14 protein-coding genes are annotated in these 16,899 nt (G+C 58.2%); 4 read left to right on the plus strand and 10 right to left on the minus strand.

Annotated elements, in window-relative coordinates; translation table 11 throughout:
* Positions 1–12: 12 nt before the first annotated feature.
* The 6 genes from HDF15_RS02375 to dnaE all read right to left on the minus strand — a co-directional run bounded on the left by HDF15_RS02375 (position 13) and on the right by dnaE (position 7,648).
* Positions 13–1,068, minus strand: a complete 1,056-nt coding sequence (locus tag HDF15_RS02375; protein WP_184252663.1) for a CPBP family intramembrane glutamic endopeptidase — start codon at positions 1,066–1,068, stop codon at positions 13–15.
* Positions 1,069–1,110: 42 nt separating this feature from the next.
* The gene (locus tag HDF15_RS02380) at positions 1,111–1,959 is read right to left on the minus strand and encodes an acetyl-CoA carboxylase carboxyltransferase subunit alpha (RefSeq protein ID WP_184252664.1); all 849 of its coding nucleotides are present in this window, start codon (positions 1,957–1,959) and stop codon (positions 1,111–1,113) included.
* A 35-nt stretch (positions 1,960–1,994) separates the two neighbouring features.
* Positions 1,995–2,432 (minus strand): DoxX family membrane protein, encoded by a 438-nt coding sequence (locus HDF15_RS02385; RefSeq protein ID WP_184252665.1) that lies wholly within the window; start codon positions 2,430–2,432, stop codon positions 1,995–1,997.
* A gap of 45 nt (positions 2,433–2,477) precedes the next feature.
* Positions 2,478–3,335, minus strand: a complete 858-nt coding sequence (locus HDF15_RS02390; RefSeq protein WP_311733017.1) for a TIGR03435 family protein — start codon at positions 3,333–3,335, stop codon at positions 2,478–2,480.
* A 102-nt stretch (positions 3,336–3,437) separates the two neighbouring features.
* Positions 3,438–4,115, minus strand: a complete 678-nt coding sequence (locus tag HDF15_RS02395; RefSeq protein ID WP_184252667.1) for a hypothetical protein — start codon at positions 4,113–4,115, stop codon at positions 3,438–3,440.
* Positions 4,115–7,648, minus strand: a complete 3,534-nt coding sequence (dnaE, locus tag HDF15_RS02400; protein WP_184252668.1) for a DNA polymerase III subunit alpha — start codon at positions 7,646–7,648, stop codon at positions 4,115–4,117. The genes HDF15_RS02395 and dnaE overlap by 1 nt, the downstream gene beginning before the upstream one ends.
* Before the next feature lie 91 nt (positions 7,649–7,739).
* Here dnaE and HDF15_RS02405 point away from each other — a divergent pair, with 91 nt between their 5' ends.
* Positions 7,740–8,099, plus strand: a complete 360-nt coding sequence (locus HDF15_RS02405; RefSeq protein WP_184252669.1) for a hypothetical protein — start codon at positions 7,740–7,742, stop codon at positions 8,097–8,099.
* Positions 8,100–8,196: 97 nt separating this feature from the next.
* Here the strand turns inward: HDF15_RS02405 and HDF15_RS02410 are convergent, their stop codons facing one another.
* From HDF15_RS02410 to HDF15_RS02420, 3 genes are read right to left on the minus strand one after another with little or no spacing between them, the layout of a single operon-like run.
* On the minus strand, positions 8,197–8,640 hold the full coding sequence (locus tag HDF15_RS02410) for a DUF2442 domain-containing protein (protein WP_184252670.1): 444 nt from the start codon (positions 8,638–8,640) through the stop codon (positions 8,197–8,199).
* The gene (locus tag HDF15_RS02415; protein ID WP_184252671.1) at positions 8,627–8,887 is read right to left on the minus strand and encodes a DUF4160 domain-containing protein; all 261 of its coding nucleotides are present in this window, start codon (positions 8,885–8,887) and stop codon (positions 8,627–8,629) included. The genes HDF15_RS02410 and HDF15_RS02415 overlap by 14 nt, the downstream gene beginning before the upstream one ends.
* Positions 8,888–8,929: 42 nt before the next feature.
* A complete protein-coding gene (locus HDF15_RS02420) occupies positions 8,930–9,970 on the minus strand; it encodes a M20/M25/M40 family metallo-hydrolase (protein ID WP_184252672.1) in 1,041 nt (346 codons plus the stop codon).
* A gap of 107 nt (positions 9,971–10,077) precedes the next feature.
* Here HDF15_RS02420 and HDF15_RS02425 point away from each other — a divergent pair, with 107 nt between their 5' ends.
* Entirely contained in the window at positions 10,078–10,770 is a 693-nt protein-coding gene (locus HDF15_RS02425) for an alpha/beta hydrolase (protein ID WP_184252673.1), read from the plus strand.
* Here the strand turns inward: HDF15_RS02425 and HDF15_RS02430 are convergent.
* Complete coding sequence (locus HDF15_RS02430; RefSeq protein ID WP_184252674.1) at positions 10,695–11,630, minus strand: alpha/beta fold hydrolase; 936 nt, start codon at positions 11,628–11,630, stop codon at positions 10,695–10,697. The two genes, HDF15_RS02425 and HDF15_RS02430, sit on opposite strands and share 76 nt — an antisense overlap.
* Positions 11,631–12,329: 699 nt before the next feature.
* On the opposite strand from HDF15_RS02430, the gene HDF15_RS02435 reads away from it, so the two are divergent.
* Together HDF15_RS02435 and HDF15_RS02440 are read left to right on the plus strand one after the other, a co-directional pair.
* The gene (locus tag HDF15_RS02435; RefSeq protein WP_184252675.1) at positions 12,330–15,335 is read left to right on the plus strand and encodes an ATP-binding protein; all 3,006 of its coding nucleotides are present in this window, start codon (positions 12,330–12,332) and stop codon (positions 15,333–15,335) included.
* Entirely contained in the window at positions 15,328–16,773 is a 1,446-nt protein-coding gene (locus HDF15_RS02440; RefSeq protein WP_184252676.1) for a sigma-54 dependent transcriptional regulator, read from the plus strand. Before HDF15_RS02435 ends, HDF15_RS02440 begins: the two co-directional genes overlap by 8 nt.
* Positions 16,774–16,899 lie beyond the last annotated feature (126 nt).

Here is a 16,899-nt window from a genome sequence, read left to right on the forward strand (position 1 = left end):
TTTCCTCTGCCGCTACTCTGTTTTGTCGGAGTTCGTCCTGAGATGTTCATCAATGATCGGCATCGTTGAAGCGCTCGTCGAGGTGGTGCCGAGTATCTGCACCAGCGGTACGGGCTTTGCGGCGGCAGCCGCTTCCATAGCAGTGTGCGCGGGGGGCGGAGCGACGGTCGTCTCATAGCCTGCCGGGACGATCGGCGGATGGGTGTACTCCCAGGCATAGTCTGTGGTCATGCGATAAAGTACGATCATCCCAACCACCAGCACGATCACCGTGAACAACGCGCCTTCAGGCCCATAGGGTCCACCTGTGATCCAGGCCACTCCACTGCTATCCGTAGTCACGAGACTGCTGTACGTCTCCAGCCCACCGACGGGCAAACCCAGCAGAACTCCCATGGCCGCAGTCCAGGCGAAGTGCAATCCCCAGCCGAGCCAGAGACCGTGCGTTCTTAGATAAGCCAGAGAGAACAGAATGCCCAGGAGAAAGGCGATGCCGACGCTGGAACTGGTTGAGTTGGGATGGAAGCTCGAGAACAACGCATAGATTCCAGAGAGCAGAATCGTTGCCAGTACAGACCCTACAGCGGCGATAAGCCTGGCGTAGAGATATCCGCGGAAGGCGACTTCCAAAGCGAGTGTGCCGACAGCCAGCGTGGCAAGGGAGATCAGTGCAAGGCCCCAGGACCGTGGAGCAAGCCAGAACTCCGGGTGCAGATCGCCGACGAGCATCATCGGAAGCACGGCGACCAACAGCATGGCCCAACCCAGCACGATCCCCTGCTGTCCTTCGCGAAGTGCCGTCGCACGCTGCGGCAGCGCATTATCTCTGCGGAGATTGCCGGTGCGGGTAGCGATCCAGCTTAATGTTGCAAACCCAACGAGCAGCAGGAAGAGGAAAAAGCCTTCGCTGAGCAGCGGCTGAATCAGAGCAAGGTTCAGGTGGTTCGCAATGCCCTGCGCGGAGTGATCCGCGACCGAATGAGAGGCAAGAAGCCACAGCAGTCCCGTGATGAAAAGAGCGAACTGCATGGAGCGCGGAATCGCGCGTTGGGGCTGGTTGGGTTGCAACAGTGACTGGCTCCTTAGGAACTCCACCGCCGGCGGTCAGGCTCAGGCTATGGTATAAAACTGCGCGATATTACGAAACTTTGCATACCGGGCAGCCAGCAGATCGTCGATCGAGAGACGCTTCAGGTCGCTGAGATGGCGTTCCAGCCGTTCGTTGACCAGCTCCATGGCATAGGCCGGATCCATCTGCGTACCGCCCTCAGGTTCAGGGATCACATCGTCCACACAGCCTAAGCTTTGGACGCTATCGGCGGTGTATCGGAGAGCTTCAGCCGCCAGCTGTTTCTTACTGGAGTCCTTCCAGGTGATGGCTGCGCAGCTCTCCGGCGTAATGACGGTATAGATCGCGTTTTCCAGCATCAACACGCGGTCGGCAACTGCCAGAGCCAGAGCTCCGCCTGAACCGCCTTCCCCGGTGACGGTGGCGATGGTAGGAACCCGGAGACGGGACATCTCGCGGATGTTACGTGCGATGGCTTCCCCCTGTCCGCGCTCCTCGGCACTGAGACCAGGATAGGCTCCGGCAAGGTCGATGAAAGTGAAGACAGGACGGCCAAATTTTTCCGCTATCTTCATGGCGCGCAAAGCCTTACGATAACCCTCGGGATCGGGCATGCCGAATTTGCGAGCGGTGCGCTCTTTGAGGGTTCGGCCCTTGAGATTGCCCACCACCAGCACAGGCTCGCCGTGAAAGCGGGCCATACCCGCAGTCATCGCGGCGTCATCGGCAAACTGCCGGTCACCGTGAATCTCGCTGAAATCGGTAAAGAGTGCTTCGATGTAGTCCATCGGATAAGGACGCTGAGGGTGCCGCGCGAGTTCGGTCTTGATCCACGACTCGGGCGTTGGTGCGGGTGCAGTGACAGACTTCTGAGGAATGTTTTCGGCCATCTTTGTACCTAAACGATTGTATGCGATAGCCGGGGTCAGAAGTTGTCCCGATGACGGAAGAGCTGCGGCCAGGAGAGATCGTAGCGCTCCCGGGCAAAGAGCAAAAGAAACAGGACAAGACCATACATCAGTTGCTGCATGGCGATATTCCAGTCCTGTTTGAGCGTGATACCGAACATCAGCACAAACATCAGCAGGAAGGCGAGGATGAGCGTGTATCGAGTGAACAGGCCAAGCAGAAGCAAGATCCCGATCAACAACTCAACACAAGGAATGGCATAGCCGCTGACGAGAGTCAGCGAGGACGGTAGCGGCGTCGATGCCATGCTCTTCACCATGCCCTGCGCAAAGCCCGAGAGGTGGGAGCCGGTGAAGATGCGCGCAAAGCCATGGCCAAAGAAATCCAGACCGGTGAGCAGACGGAAGAGGACGTAAGCGTGGAGTTGTTCGATGCTGGGAGGTTGATCGCTCATGGCTAAATTGGATGCACGCAATCGCACCGTTGACGAACAGCACGACTAGTTTTCCGTCGGCTCGGTCACACTGTCGATCACGATCGTTTCGACGGGGCCTTTCGCAGCCTTCAGCTTGAGTCCCAGCCGATTCATGGCGTCAACAATAGCTGCGGTCATGTCGTGATTCGTAGGATCGTCCGGTTCGAGCTGGAAGTCATAAAGTCCTGGTAAACCGGTTCGATCCAGTACCGGGCGATCAAGATTCGAACTCAACTGTCTCGCCAGAAATGGCATGGAGATATTTAAACCGAACGCCGATCCATCGGCGATGCCGCCCTGCATCATGATCACACCTCCCCTGGAGTCGCCCTCCGGGTGCGCTGGGGCTTCCAGCCGAAGTTGCCCTTTTCCTCGGAGCAAAAGATAGACCGGCCCTTCTTTCGTCTCACGATGGAACTTCAATCCGAATCGCTCGACCAGAAGATTCTGCAGCATCTTTCGTTGCTCGTCACTGGGAGTTGCTTTCATTGGAGGTTGTACTGCAGTGCGTGATTCGGAGGAAGCGGGAGGCAAAGCCTCTATGTCGTAGCGATTCTTGTCAGCCCAGGCTGGAACGCCGGATATCTGGAAGCTCTGAAGGTCAAACGCAAAGTACAAAAGCATCTTCAAGTTGGCAGCTCCAACGACGACTCTGCCTCCGGGATACGAGATAAATCCCAGCATTCCGCCATGATTAAAATCATGGGGTTTGATCGTAGAAACCTCGAACGCGGGCATCTGAGCAGAGCCGGCTTCTGTCTGCGAGCCGGTTATTTTTGGAGATGTAGACGTTTGGCCATGAAGCGCCGTTGATGAGCCGCACGCTACCGTGGCAAAGCATAGTAGAAACCCGCCACACCTATAGGCAATACACTTTGCCATCTCTCAGTCCTCTTCACGGATTGCGTATGTTCGTTCGACGCAATCAAAAGATAAAGGCTAGGAATCTTTTTAGCTTGTGCGTGCCCTCGCGCTGGAACCGCTCTATGGATATTGCAGAATCACTCGCAGAAACTGCGCTCCGGCACTCAATCGAATCGAGCCGTCCTTGTACGCTGGGACCCAGACCGTGTCTCCTGGCGTAAGAGTACGTTCACTTCCGGCAATCGATGCTTTGGCTGTCCCGATAGAGACCAGCAACGAGCGTGGTCCAGCAGAGGATATCGTGCAGGACTCAGTTGTGGGGCACTGCGTGCGCTCAATCTTTAGCGCGGCATCATGATACTCGGTCCGCGTGCCGGGAGTTGCCGGTAGCGCTGGAGCTTCTCCACGGAAGACCTCCTTTAGGTCGTCCGACGGAATGCTCTTCAGTTCAACACGCAGGAAGTCCGAGGGGACATCTCCCAGATTGGTGACGCTATGCCTCTCCGCCATGCCTGGGCTAATGCGGAAGGCTCCCGTGTGCGTTGGAGGACGATGAGCCGTGAAGCCGTTCGGGCCCTCGTGTTTGAGGTCGACCTCGCCGGAGTTGTTCAGGTACACATACACCGTTGGATAGGCCGAGTGGTCGTGCATCGGCACAAACTCGTGCGCACCATAATGCACGCGCATCACGATGATGTCGGAGTTCTCAAACGTTGTCTTGTAGTTGGGCGGCAGGGACTGAGTCTGCGCGCCCGCGCTACCAAGAACCAGACAAGCTGCGATGCACGATATCTTCATCAGATCACCTGCACAGCGCCGCGGCCGACAAGGGCTTCGACTCCTTCGATAAAGGCCACGTCCGCAGCGACATGGAAGCCGCTCGGTTCGAGCACGGCACAGAACTGGCCCGGCTCTTCGAGGTTCAGCAATAGCTTGCCGTTCCCGGGAGCGCTAAGGAAGAGCGTGTGCAGCTTGTCCAGCAGAGTCTCATCGTGGCTATGCAGTGGAATGCGGATACGAAGTGCATCCGGCAGCTTGATCTTGACGTCCTCAAGCGCCTGGATGCTGGAGATCGCCAGCTTCGGCGCCGAGTCTTCTTCACCACGCAGCGAGCCACGGACCAGTACGGGCACGTCGATGCGAAGCTTCTCGGCAAGCTTCTCGTAGCTCTGCGGGAAGGCGATGAGATCGATCTTGCCGACCGTATCTTCGAGGTACGCCTGCGCGTACATCTCGCCGGAGCGCTTGGACTTCGCGACCTTCAGGCCGGTGATCACACCGGCAATCTGGATCTCGTTGCCCTGCTCTGCCTGTCCGCGGCGGAAGACCTGGGGCTCGGGCTTCATCTCGCAGGCTGTCGCCGTATCGACGACCTTCATATTGCGCAGCTTCTCGCGATACTTGTCCATCGGATGGCCGGAGACGAAGAAGCCGAGCACGTCCTTCTCGTTCTGCAAACGGGTGTGCTCGTCCCAATCGGGCGCAGGCGGAAGCGTCTCTTCTCCTGTAGAGGAGGAAGAGGCGGGGCCGGGGTCGTCGAACATGCCGAAGAGCCCGGACTGACCAGCGGCAGCGTCGCGCTGCGACTTCTGTGCGCGCTCCATCGCCTTGTCCAGCGCGGCGAAGACCCGGGCGCGGGGACCGAAGGCATCGAGCGCACCGGCCTTGCACAGAGACTCCAGCACGCGCTTGTTCATCAGGCGAAGGTCGACCTTGTCGCAGAACTCCCACAGGCTGACGAAGCCCTGCTTCCCTGCGGCCTGCAGTTCTTCGCGGGCTTTGATAATAGAGTCGATCGCGTTGTGGCCTACGTTCTTGATCGCAGCCAGGCCGAAGCGGATGCTGTCTCCAGCCGGAGTGAAGTTAGCAGCAGAGATCTGCACGTCGGGCGGAACGACCGGGATGTTGATCTCTCGGCACTCACCGATGTACTTGACGACGTTCTCCGGCTTCGAGGTTTCAGAGGTCAGCAGGGCGGCCATGAACTCAACCGGGTAGTGAGTCTTGAGCCAGGCCGTGTGATACGCCAGCAGCGCGTAGGCAGCCGAGTGCGACTTGTTGAAGCCGTATCCGGCGAACTGCTCCATGAGGTCGAAGAGTTGCCCCGCGCGATCCTTGTTGAACTTGCGCTCGGCAGCGCCCGCCATGAACAAGACGCGCTGCTTGGCCATCTCCTCAGCGTTCTTCTTACCCATCGCGCGGCGCAACAGATCGGCGCCACCGAGCGAGTAGCCCGCGATAGCACTCGAGATCTGCATGACCTGTTCCTGGTAGACGATGACGCCCAGCGTCTCCTTGAGGATCGGTTCAAGTTCAGGGAAGAGATATTCAACGGCGCGGCGTCCCCACTTGCGCTCGATGAAGTCATCGATCATGCCGCCCTGGATTGGGCCGGGACGATAGAGTGCGTTGAGCGCGGTAAGATCTTCGACCGTGGTGGGCTTGTAGCGGCGCAGAACATCGCGCATGCCGCCGGATTCAAACTGGAACACGCCGCTGGTAAGAGCGCGATGGTAGACCTTCTCGTAAGTCTCGGCATCGTCGAGCGGGATGGTCGCCATATCGACATCGACGCCACGATTGGACTTGATCAGCTTGAGGCAGTCGTCGATGACGGTCAGCGTCGTCAGGCCAAGGAAGTCCATCTTCAGCAGGCCCATCTTCTCGACGGCCTTCATGTCGTAGCTGGTGACGATGGCGTCGTCCTTGGTGCGCGTGACGGGGACGAGTTCCGTCAGCGGCTGCGGCGCGATCACGACACCGGCAGCGTGAACGCCAGCGCCACGTACCAGACCTTCAAGGCGCAGAGCTGTGTCGATCAACTCCTTGATCTTAGGATCTTCATAAGCTTGAGCCAGCGGAGGTGAATCCTTTAGCGCCTGTTCGATGGTGATGCCGATGGTCGCGGGAATCAGCTTGGCGATGCGATCGACTTCACCATAGGGCATGTCGAGCGCACGTCCAACGTCCTTGATCGCAGCCTTCGCGGCCATGGTGTTGAAGGTGATGATCTGCGCGACCTGGTCCTCGCCGTACTTCTCGCGCACGTACTTGATGACCTCGCCGCGGCGGTTCATGCAGAAGTCGATGTCGACGTCAGGCATGGAGACGCGTTCGGGGTTCAGGAAGCGCTCGAAGAGCAGATCGTTCTGCAACGGGTCGACGTCGGTGATCTCCATGACGTACGCGACCAGCGATCCAGCTGCCGATCCACGGCCCGGGCCGACGGGAATGCTCTGCTGCTTGGCGTAGCGGATAAAGTCCCAGACGATCATGAAGTAGCCGGGAAACTTCATCTGCTTGATACAGTCGATCTCGCGGTTCAGGCGCGCTTCATAGTCAGCGATGGACTTGCGCAGAATGCCGCGATCTTCAAGGTGCTTGATGGCGGTCTCACGGCGATGTCTCCAACCCGCGCGACATACCTGCTCGAAGTAGCTGTCGAGGTCTTCGCCCTCGGGCACGTCAAACTTGGGGAACGGGTTCTTGACGGCCTTGAGCTCGAGCTGGCAGCGCTCCGGAAACTGCATCGTGCGAGTACAGACCTCGGGCGCATGGCTGAAGAGACGGTGCATCTCATCCGCCGACTTGATGTAGAACTCCTGCGTATCGAACTTGAAGCGCTTGGGATCGTTCATCGACCCGGCGGTCTGCACGCAGAGCAGCACCTCATGGGCACGCGAGTCTTCGTTTTCGATGTAGTGCGAGTCATTGGTCGCGATCAGCGGGATGTCGAGATCTTTTTCAAGCCGGAACATCGCTTCGGTAACCGCCTTGTCAGGCTCGAGTCCGTGGTCCTGAATCTCGAGGAAGAAGTTGCCACGGCCGAACATCGTCTCGTAGTCGCCAGCGGCCTTCTTGGCCTTCTCGTAGTCCCCTTCCATCAGATGCTGGCTGACCTCGCCGGCGAGACAACCGGAGAAGCCGATGAGTCCCTCAACGTGTTTGGCGAGGAAGTTCTTGCTGACACGCGGCTTCTTGTAGAAGCCATGCAGCGCTGCCTCACTGGTCAGGCGAACGAGGTTGCGGTAACCGGCTTCGTTCTCGGCCAGCACCAGCATGTGGTTGTACTTGGAGCTGGGATCGGCGAACTCGCGGCGATGGTCTTCTTCTTTGCAGACATAGAGCTCGCAGCCGAGGATGGGCTTCAGATTCTTCTTCTTCATCGCGTCGAAGAAGTGAACGGCTCCATAGATGTTGCCGTGGTCGGTCATGGCGGCCGAGGTCTGCCCGATTTTGACGAGATGCTTGGCCAGTTTGTCGACGTCGCAAGCTCCGTCGAGGAGGGAGTAATCGGTATGTAGATGGAGGTGCGTAAACTCAGCGGCCATGAAGCTAGTTTACTGCTTGGTCAACAGGGATGAGGCAGAGGAAAACCTGAACCAAATAGGGTTCGTTCGTGCCAATGCCAGAATCCCGCTCATGAGTGACACGTTCGTTGGCGCGATATCTCAGCTTGCAGGCAAACTTCTACATTTGAAGGGGCAGGAAGCACCGACAGACTGGCCCACCGCAGTCGCCGGGGCGATGATCCCAGCACACGGCGGCGCATCGAACGACCACTCTCTACAGATTCGAGCCACACTCGCGATCACTGTGGATGGTCATCGACATTACGGTCTGCTGAACAGTGTCGGCATGGGTGATTATCCGGCCCTCGAGTTTCTGAACCATTCAGAGAAACCCGCGACTTTATTGGTTCGTTATAACGCGAAGGATCCGGACGAGATGATCGTCATGCCCAACGATGAAGTTCTTCCCTTCGAGATTAGCCGAGACTAATTCAGAGGCACTTATTTCAGACTGACGATCTGCCCTCTCAACCGAAGGTGGCCAATTCTTTCAATAAGTCTTCGAGTCCGTTATGACGTCAAAGATTTCAGGCGGCAATGGCAGAAGATTCTTGACGTTTCGGACGTCCACCCCGGCGACCGTTCGCACGGGACGCCCTTCTCTTTGCAATGCTGCTAGCGGCACCGCCCTTGGCGCCAATCTCTGCCATCCACTTTCGGGTTCCATAGATTCCTTGTAGAAGTGCAGGAACGTAGAGGTCTACATCGAGGGCCGGCCAATGCAGTCCCGTGCCATTGCCAAGAATCTCAATCTGCGAAATCTGTTGTCGGGTAGCTCCCTGCAACCCCTGAAGATCTTCGCGCGGGAGAACGCAGCGATGCCCGTCACTCATCTGCAGAATCAACAGATCGAGCCCAGGTCCTGGCCGATACGTTACATCGGTTACTCGTGGTTCATTCGCTAGTGCTTTGGCGCGGGAGATCGCCTGATCGATTTGAGCATCCGTGGTAACCACCCTATGCGTTGTCATGATTCTTCTCCCAGAGTTCCACCAACTCGTCAAAGTGTGATGCTGCTGCGGACAATATCTTTTTCACGTCTGAGCGCTTAGCGTTTGAAGGGCGAACAGCGTCCGCACGCTCTGCCAATGCCGCATTCCCATCGGGCAGCAAATCCACGATCGCCTCAGTCTCACCCGTAAATCCATGCACGTGGCGTGGAAGATGGTCGTTTGGATATGCCACGAAGAGGACACCACCAAACTTGGATGAACCCACAAACCTATCCTAACCTAAGCGGCTTGGGTTTTCGATGATTAGTTAGACAGATACGAGGTGTGTCGCAAGCTGGACGTAGAGATCCACGCAGTCCAGCAATTCTTTCTTGCTGATCTTCTCGTCCGGCGTATGCGCAACATGGATGCTCCCCGGTCCCAGCAGAAACGGCTCACCCCAGTTGGTGAGAGAGGGGATGTCCGTCGTGAACTTTGCGACCATCGTCTCGAAGCCTTCGACCGTACGCATCTGGATGAACGGCAGCTTCAGCGAAAAATTTACCTCGCAACGTCCAGCAGCCGCCTTGAGGATCGCAGCCTGCGTCTCGTCCGCTGGCCCCACAAGGCGGATCAACAGATGCGCCTCTGCCTTATCGGCGATGACGTTTGGAGCCACACCGCCCTTGATGATGCCTACGTTCATCGTCGAGTCGCCGATGCCCTCAATGACAGGCAGCGGCAGCGCCTGGATATCGTGCAGTGCGGCCAGGAGCTTATCGACGGCGGACTCACCAAGTTCGGGATAAGCCGAATGCGCCATCTTGCCATGCGCAAAGAGTTCAACGCGCAGGCAGCCCTTCGAGGCGACCGCGAGACGATTGTCCGTGGGCTCGCCATTGATCAGGAAGCGCGATCCGCGTGGATTCTCATTCGCAATCTTCGCCCCTGCGGAGTCACGCTCTTCACCGACAACGAAGAGCAGGCCTACGCGAACACCGGCAGCACGCAGCTTTTCGGCAGCGGCAATCTGCGCGGCGATGATGCCCTTCGCGTCACAGGTCCCACGGCCATACAGAAAGTCGGCGTCCTCGCGGCAGGGGCCGAGGAATGGGGGTACGGTGTCCATGTGGGTCGAGAGCACGACATCGGGGATGATCCCCTGCTCCACGGCATACACATTGAAGCGCGGGCCGCTGGCGCCGTTGGGTGTCTTCGAGGGATCGGGCTGGGGCACGGGCTGGCGCTCCACAGCATAGCCCTGCTTCCCCAGAAACTCCGCGAGGAACTCACCCGCCGGGGCTTCGTGATAGGTGGTCGATTCAATGTCGACGAGCTGCTTCGTGAGTTGGATCGGGTCGATTGCCATGCGAGTCCAGAATACCCGAGCCGATGAATCCTGACGGCGAGGGCTGCGACTTATCACCCTTCTTTAACGCAGAGGGCGCGGAGGTCGCTTTCTTCTAAACTAGCTCTATGTCTGACGCACTTCCCTTTCAGTCTCATGTAAAAGCCGTCGAAGACCTGCACGGTCCAGTCGGACGGCTCGAAGCTATCCTCAACACCGGACGTGAGGACGCTCTCTACGCCGCCATCGTCGCGCATCCGCATCCGCTCGGCGGCGGCACCATGCACAACAAGGTCGTCTATCACGCAGCCAAAGCGTTTTCCAGCTTCGGCCTGCCTGTGTTGCGGTTCAACTTTCGCGGAACCGGCCTGAGCGAAGGTGTGCACGATGAAGGACGCGGCGAGGTCGACGATGTAAGGGCTGCGCTCGACTGGATGACCGAAAGATATCGGCTGCCGATCTTATTTGCGGGTTTCTCGTTTGGATCGAACGTTGGCTTTCGCGCCTGCTGTGGCGACGCAAGAGTACGAGGGCTGGTGGGGTTGGGTCTGCCGGTACGCGCCGAGGGGCGCGACTATACGTATGGGTTTCTACCTGGCTGCGGCGCTGTGCCCAAGCTCTTCATCAGTGGAGACCACGATCAGTTCGGACCTAAAGATGTGCTGGAATCTGTCCTGGTCTCGGCGCAGGAACCGAAGCGTGTGATCTGGGTCGAGGGTGCCGACCACTTCTTCGCGGGAACCGCTCAGTCGCCGGCTTCCAAGCTGGGAACCATGAATGCAGGAATCCGGCTCTGGCTCGCAGAGGAGTTCGGCTTGTAGTGCTGCTGATGGGCCGCAGCTTCGGCACGCAGCATCCACGACTCAATCAACCCGGCAGTAAGCTCAGGCTGCTCTTCAGCGGGACGATGTCCGACGCCTGGCAGAACATGCAGCTCGGACTGGCGCAGGTGAGCGCGCAGCTTCTCGGCCGTGCGCACAGGAACGGCCCGATCGCAATCTCCCCAGAGAATCAGCGTGGGCTGCGTGACGGGCTTGCGCAGCAGATGGCGCAGTTCAGCCATATCCTCATGCCAGGTGCCCAAAAGGCGCAGAAGATGTGACATCGTACCGCGGATGCGGAGATTCGCCCGATAGGGCATGAGGCGCTCCGGCGTGTCCCAGCTCTGGGGACCAGCCATACGGCGCAGGCCCATCATCTGGAACCACTGCGGATACCAGGGCATGGTGTACGCAAAGATTCTGCCCGGAAGCGAGAGATAGAATTTGATGATCTGGTCGGCTTCGTTGAAATAAGGGTGCGCGGGGCCCAGCAGAACCAGCGAACGAACGCGGTTCGGAGAGGTCCGGGCAAGACGCAAGGCAACCGCTCCACCGTGCGAATGGCCTATCAAACAGGGCTTTTCGAGACCGAGAGAATCGAGGAACCGCTCAATGAAGGCGGCCGTTGCGGGCATGGTGGCAGCAAGATCATCGCGGCGTTCGGAGAGTCCCGAGCCGGGCATATCGAGCGCGATCACATGCCAGTGTGAGGGCATCTCCGCAAGCAGAGGCTGGAAGGTCTCGGCCGATCCCATCAGACCGTGCAGGAGCACGAACGAAGGATCACCCGCAGTCGCCGTACCTTTTTCAAGGTACGAGAGGCGAAGTCCGTCGAGGTCTAGATGGTGCCGTTCCAGCATTTCGAATATGTCTTTTGAATTAAACTGCCGCTGGAACCATCACTTCGGCGTTAGCCTCACTCTGATCCTGCGCAGACGGCGACTCCACACTCCCATCGCTCGTTATATTAATAATACGTGAAATTAACTCGATTGCAAAGTCCACGTGTTCCCTCTCCAGCAGGAAGGAGAGGGGAGCTGTAACACGTTTCCCTGCAACACATTGAGCAGGACGTCTTCAACCTGTACTGCCTCTGCAACGGTTGTCATGCCCAGGAAAGTTCAAGCCTCTGTAACAATCCCTGCCTGCTGGCTTCCACTGCAACGGGGGTTGGCCTGAGCCAATTTGGCGCAAACTTTCAAACAAATAAGCCCCAGTATCCTGCACCTATTCGAGTAAGCCTTCTTCCTCAAGAATATGCAGGAGCTCCAGGATTTTGGGCGGCAGCATTCTGCCGAAGGTCGGAGGATATTGTCCCTTCGTATCCCAGAAGTTGCATGTCGGGGGCAACCGGTTTAAGTCCGTGCGGAATCACACAGGATACGGCAAAATAGAAGAAGAGATGGAACTTAGGCCTCCAGAAAACCGTATTTGCCTATGAATCCAAGCATAACGTTCTCTCTAAACCTCGTAAGTACCCGCAATTGCAACAAAAAGGCCTTTGGCCCCTGGGTTGCTATCAGTCCACTGGGGACATCATCTCTTAAAAGAGTATTCGTGTGAAAGCTGGGTCTCAAACTCGTCTGTTGGCCATTCTGCTCGCGGTTGTTACACTCGCTGCGTTCGGGCTGTCGATTGCCAATTTGATGCAGGAGAGCTCCTACTCCGCGCCTACCGACGGTGTTCACTGGGCTGAAACAGAAGGTGGCCTGCGCGCCTACATCGTTCCCAGGGATACCCCGGCATACCGCGCGGGCATTCGTACCGGCGATGTGCTTACCGCTATTCGGCGCGGAGATATCCTCTCCGGGGGAAATGACGTCCCAACCCCCAAGGTTGCCTCCTTTGAACGGGAGATCGAACGCAGCGGCGTCTGGTCTCATGCAACATACTCCCTGCAGAGAAATACCGTCAGCAACGGCAGGCCGATGGTTCGGGAGATCCTTGCCGTCGTCTACCTCGAGCCGACGGATCGGGCAGATCACTACGTGCTGCGATTGATCGCCCTGGTCTACCTGGCGATCGGACTTTATGTGCTCTTTCGGCGCTGGACAGCGCCGAAGTCGATGCACTTTTACGTCTTCTGCCTCGTCTCCTTCATCTTCTATGCCTTTCAGTACTCCGGAGTGCTGGATGGCCTGGATCAGGTCATCCTGTGGGCCAATATCCTGGCGATGGCTCTGCAGCCGGCCCTCTTTCTGCACTTTGCCGTCTCTTTCACGGGAGAGGGTTCCCGGCAGAAAACGTGGCGGTTTTTCTATTCCCTGCTCTATCTGCCTGGAGCAGCCCTGCTGGTGCTGCGCTTTCTTTCGTTCCATCTCTGGTCGAGCACCGGGCGCCTGCAGCACCGGCTGGATCAGATCGATTACGCGTACCTCGCGGCCTATTACGTCATTGCCGCGCTCGTCTTCTGGATACGCTATCGGCGTGAGCAGCAGCCTCTCCAACGGCAACAACTGAAATGGCTCTCGCGCGGAACGCTGATGACAGTGTTTCCGTTCACCGCCTTTTACGTCATTCCGTTCCTGCTCGACGCAAACGTTCCTGGCGCACTGACGAAGGTAGCGCTACTGTCGATCCTTCTGCTGCCGCTGACATTTAGTTGGGCGATTGTGCGTTACCGCCTGATGGACGTCGACCTGATCTTCAAGCGCGGCGTCACGTACACGCTGGCGACAGCAGCCCTGGTTGGGCTTTATTTCGGCGTTGTTGGGCTCACAGCCAAGATGGCATCGGCCATGGCGGCTGACCGGCTACCGCCGGGCCTTCGCGAATGGGGCCTTGTGGCCGCCATCATCGCGGCAGCACTCCTCTTCGATCCCTTGAAGCGTGCCATTCAGGCACGCGTGGACCGTGTCTTCGACCAGAAGCGTCTCGACTACCGCGAAACGCTGGTGGAGTTTGGCCGCGAGCTGAACGCCCAGACGGATCTTGGCGCTCTGGTCGGCTCTATCGTCGAGCGCCTGCCCCAGACGTTGCTGCTGACGAGAGTCGCCGTATTCCTGGCCGACGATGAACTGCCCGGACAGCGTACGCACTTCAAGCTGATCGCTTCGCACGGCCTGTCCAAGGCGATCAGCGACACCAGTGACCGCTTCGATCTTGGCTTCCTGGACTTCGACCGCCGCGATGCCGATAACCACATCTTCTTTGAGAGCCCTCAGGCAGCGCTTCGACTGCCCGAGCCTCAACGACAGACCGTGGCAACGCTCGATCTCAACTACTACGTTCCCTGTCGCGTAGCCAGGCACGAGGGCGGTGGTCTCAGCACCATTGCAGTACTCGGACTGGGCCGCACGGGCGAAGGCGACTTCCTCTCCAGCGAAGACGTCGAGCTGCTCGAATCGCTGGCCAGCTACATCGGTATTGCTATCCAGAACGCGCAGCTTTATCGCCGCCTGGAACAGAAGATCTTCGACTTCGAGCGGCTGCGCGACTTCAACGAGAACATCGTCGAGTCGATCAACATCGGTGTGTTTGCGGTCGATCTCGAGGACCGGATTGAGAGCTGGAACGCGCAGATGGAGGTCATGTACGCCACGCCGCGCGCCGAAGCCCTGCGCCGCCCGTTGAACGAAGTCTTCCCTGTCGAGTTCCTGCAGGAGTTCGACCGCCTGCGCGCCGAGCAGGGCCTCTGTACGCTCTACAAGTTTCGGCTCCCAACGCCGACGGGCGAGTCCCGCACGGCAAACATCACCATCGCGCCACTGCTCAATCGCGACTTCCGCGCGGTGGGCCGCATCATCATCATCGATGACATCACCGACTCCATCAACATGGAGAAGCAGCTCACGCAGTCGGAGAAGCTGTCTTCCATCGGCCTGCTGGCTGCCGGCGTTGCGCACGAAGTCAACACACCTCTGGCCGTGATCTCCAGCTATACCCAGATGCTCGGCAAGCAGCTTCGCGGTGACGAAGCCAACCATGCGCGCCTGCAGCCTGTACTCGAAAAGATCACGCAGCAAACCTTCCGTGCCTCAGAGATCGTGAATGGCCTGCTGAACTTTGCCCGCATGGGGACCGTCGACTTTGCGCGGGTAGATGTCAATGCGATGCTGCGCGATACAGCTCTGTTGTTAGAGCACCAGTTGCGCTCCGGCCGCGTCGCCGTGGAGATGCACCTGGACCCACAACTGCCGGCGATCTCCGGCAACCTGGGCAAGCTGCAGCAGGTTGCGGTCAATATGATGATGAATGCCAAGGACGCCCTGCAGGACAAGGGCTCGGGACGTATCAAGATTTCGACCTCGCAAACGTCAGATAGTGTAGAGATCCTCTTCGAGGACGACGGCCCAGGAATGCCGCCGGAGGTACTGCGCAAGATCTACGATCCGTTCTTCACCACCAAGAGCAATCCGAAAGAAGGCCAGCGCAAAGGCACGGGGCTTGGGCTCGCAGTGACCTATGGCATCGTGCAGGAGCATGGCGGAACGATCGAGGCGAGCAGCACAGTCGGCGAGGGCACGGCCTTCAGACTATTGTTCCCCGCTATCGAAAATGTGCGTCCGCGTCCCAGTGACTCCAGTACCGCGGCTGGTTTGGAAGGAAAGGTAGTACATGTCTAATACCGCTGTTACAGAACGAAACGCACCCGATTCACCCCAGGCAGGAGGCAGTGCGCGTAGTCAGCGGATCCTCATCATCGACGACGAAGCCGGTATTCGTGACTCCCTCGAAACCCTGCTGGTGCTGGAAGACTTTACGGTTGAGATGGCCGTGGATGGATCTTCAGGGCTCGATCTCCTGGCGCGTCACCACTACGATTTATTGCTGCTGGATTTAGCCCTGCCGGGCGATAGCGGCATCGACCTGCTGCCACGCATCAAGTCTCTCGTGCCGGATCTTCCGGTCATCATGATTACGGCCTATGGCACCGTTGGGAACGTCGTGGATGCCATCCGCGCCGGCGCTGCCAACTTCGTCCAGAAGCCCTGGGATAATGAAAAGCTGCTGGCCGACATTCGTGCGGCGATCGGCCGCAACCTCGCCGAGCAGGAGGTCGTGCAACTCAAGCGCACGCTGAAGCAGCGTTACTCCTTCCACAATATCGTCGGCAAAAGCGACGTCATGTTGCGGCTCTTCGACATGGTGGCGCAGGTAGCTCCCAGTCGTTCGACCGTGCTGATCCAGGGCGAAAGCGGCACCGGCAAGGAACTCATAGCCAAAGCCATCCATGCGAACTCGCCCCGCCGCGACCACGCCTTCATCCCTGTCAACACGGGCTCAGTACCGTCGGATCTTCTTGAGTCGACCCTGTTCGGTCATGAGCGTGGTGCGTTTACTTCTGCAGTAGCCGCGAAGAAGGGCCTCTTCGAAGTCGCCGATGGGGGAACGCTCTTCCTCGATGAGATCGGCACCATGAGCATGGACATGCAGGCCAAGCTGCTGCGCGTGCTCCAGGATCGCCGCTTCATGCATCTTGGCGGAACGCACGAGATCCAGGTGGATGTCCGCATCGTCGCCGCCACCAACGTGAATCTCCAGAACGCTGTCAAAGAAGGGCGCTTCCGCGAAGACCTCTTCTACCGCCTGAATGTCATCTGCCTCGAACTGCCGCCGCTTCGCGCACGGAAAGAAGATATTCCCTTGCTTGCGGCGCACTATCTAAAGTTCTACGCGGAAGAAAACGGTTTCCCGGCGCGCGTGCTTTCTCCGGAGGCGTTGCGCGTCATGATGGACTACGAGTGGCCCGGCAATGTACGCGAACTGGAGAATGCAATGGAGCGCGGCGTTGTACTCTCCAGCAGCACGGAGATCACACCCGAACTTCTGCCCGCACAACTCCGCGGGACCAGCTACTCGACGAGCCTGCTGGAACAGAAGCCTGATGCCTCCCTGTTCGATGTCATGGAAGAGATTGAACGGCGCATCATCGCCGACCGTCTCGAGCGCTGCAACTGGAACCAGACGGAAGCAGCGGAGTACTTCCGGATTCCGCTCTCAACGCTGAACCAGAAGATCAAGCGGCTCAGCGTTGAGGTCAAGAAGCGCATCCGGGATTAAAGTCACATCTGACGAATTGAAGACATCTTTCTCTTTGCTGTTGTATTTGAGATAGGCCTAGGCTAAAGCCCGGGCCTATCTCAAATACAACAGCAAAAACGTAGTCGTCAATTCGTCAGGCACACC

Origin of the sequence: Granulicella mallensis (assembly GCF_014203225.1) — a bacterium.
GTDB classification, from domain to species: Bacteria; Acidobacteriota; Terriglobia; order Terriglobales; family Acidobacteriaceae; genus Granulicella; species Granulicella mallensis_A.

Bases quoted from the DNA above. Each gene is read 5' to 3' on its own strand.
- HDF15_RS02380 (WP_184252664.1), bottom strand. From the start codon at position 1,959: ATGGCCGAAAACATTCCTCAGAAGTCTGTCACTGCACCCGCACCAACG.
- HDF15_RS02385 (WP_184252665.1), bottom strand. From the start codon at position 2,432: ATGAGCGATCAACCTCCCAGCATCGAACAACTCCACGCTTACGTCCTC.
- HDF15_RS02390 (WP_311733017.1), bottom strand. From the start codon at position 3,335: ATGGCAAAGTGTATTGCCTATAGGTGTGGCGGGTTTCTACTATGCTTT.
- HDF15_RS02395 (WP_184252667.1), bottom strand. From the start codon at position 4,115: ATGAAGATATCGTGCATCGCAGCTTGTCTGGTTCTTGGTAGCGCGGGC.
- dnaE (WP_184252668.1), bottom strand. From the start codon at position 7,648: ATGGCCGCTGAGTTTACGCACCTCCATCTACATACCGATTACTCCCTC.
- HDF15_RS02405 (WP_184252669.1), top strand. From the start codon at position 7,740: ATGAGTGACACGTTCGTTGGCGCGATATCTCAGCTTGCAGGCAAACTT.
- HDF15_RS02410 (WP_184252670.1), bottom strand. From the start codon at position 8,640: ATGACAACGCATAGGGTGGTTACCACGGATGCTCAAATCGATCAGGCG.
- HDF15_RS02420 (WP_184252672.1), bottom strand. From the start codon at position 9,970: ATGGCAATCGACCCGATCCAACTCACGAAGCAGCTCGTCGACATTGAA.
- HDF15_RS02425 (WP_184252673.1), top strand. From the start codon at position 10,078: ATGTCTGACGCACTTCCCTTTCAGTCTCATGTAAAAGCCGTCGAAGAC.
- HDF15_RS02430 (WP_184252674.1), bottom strand. From the start codon at position 11,630: ATGCTGGAACGGCACCATCTAGACCTCGACGGACTTCGCCTCTCGTAC.
- HDF15_RS02440 (WP_184252676.1), top strand. From the start codon at position 15,328: ATGTCTAATACCGCTGTTACAGAACGAAACGCACCCGATTCACCCCAG.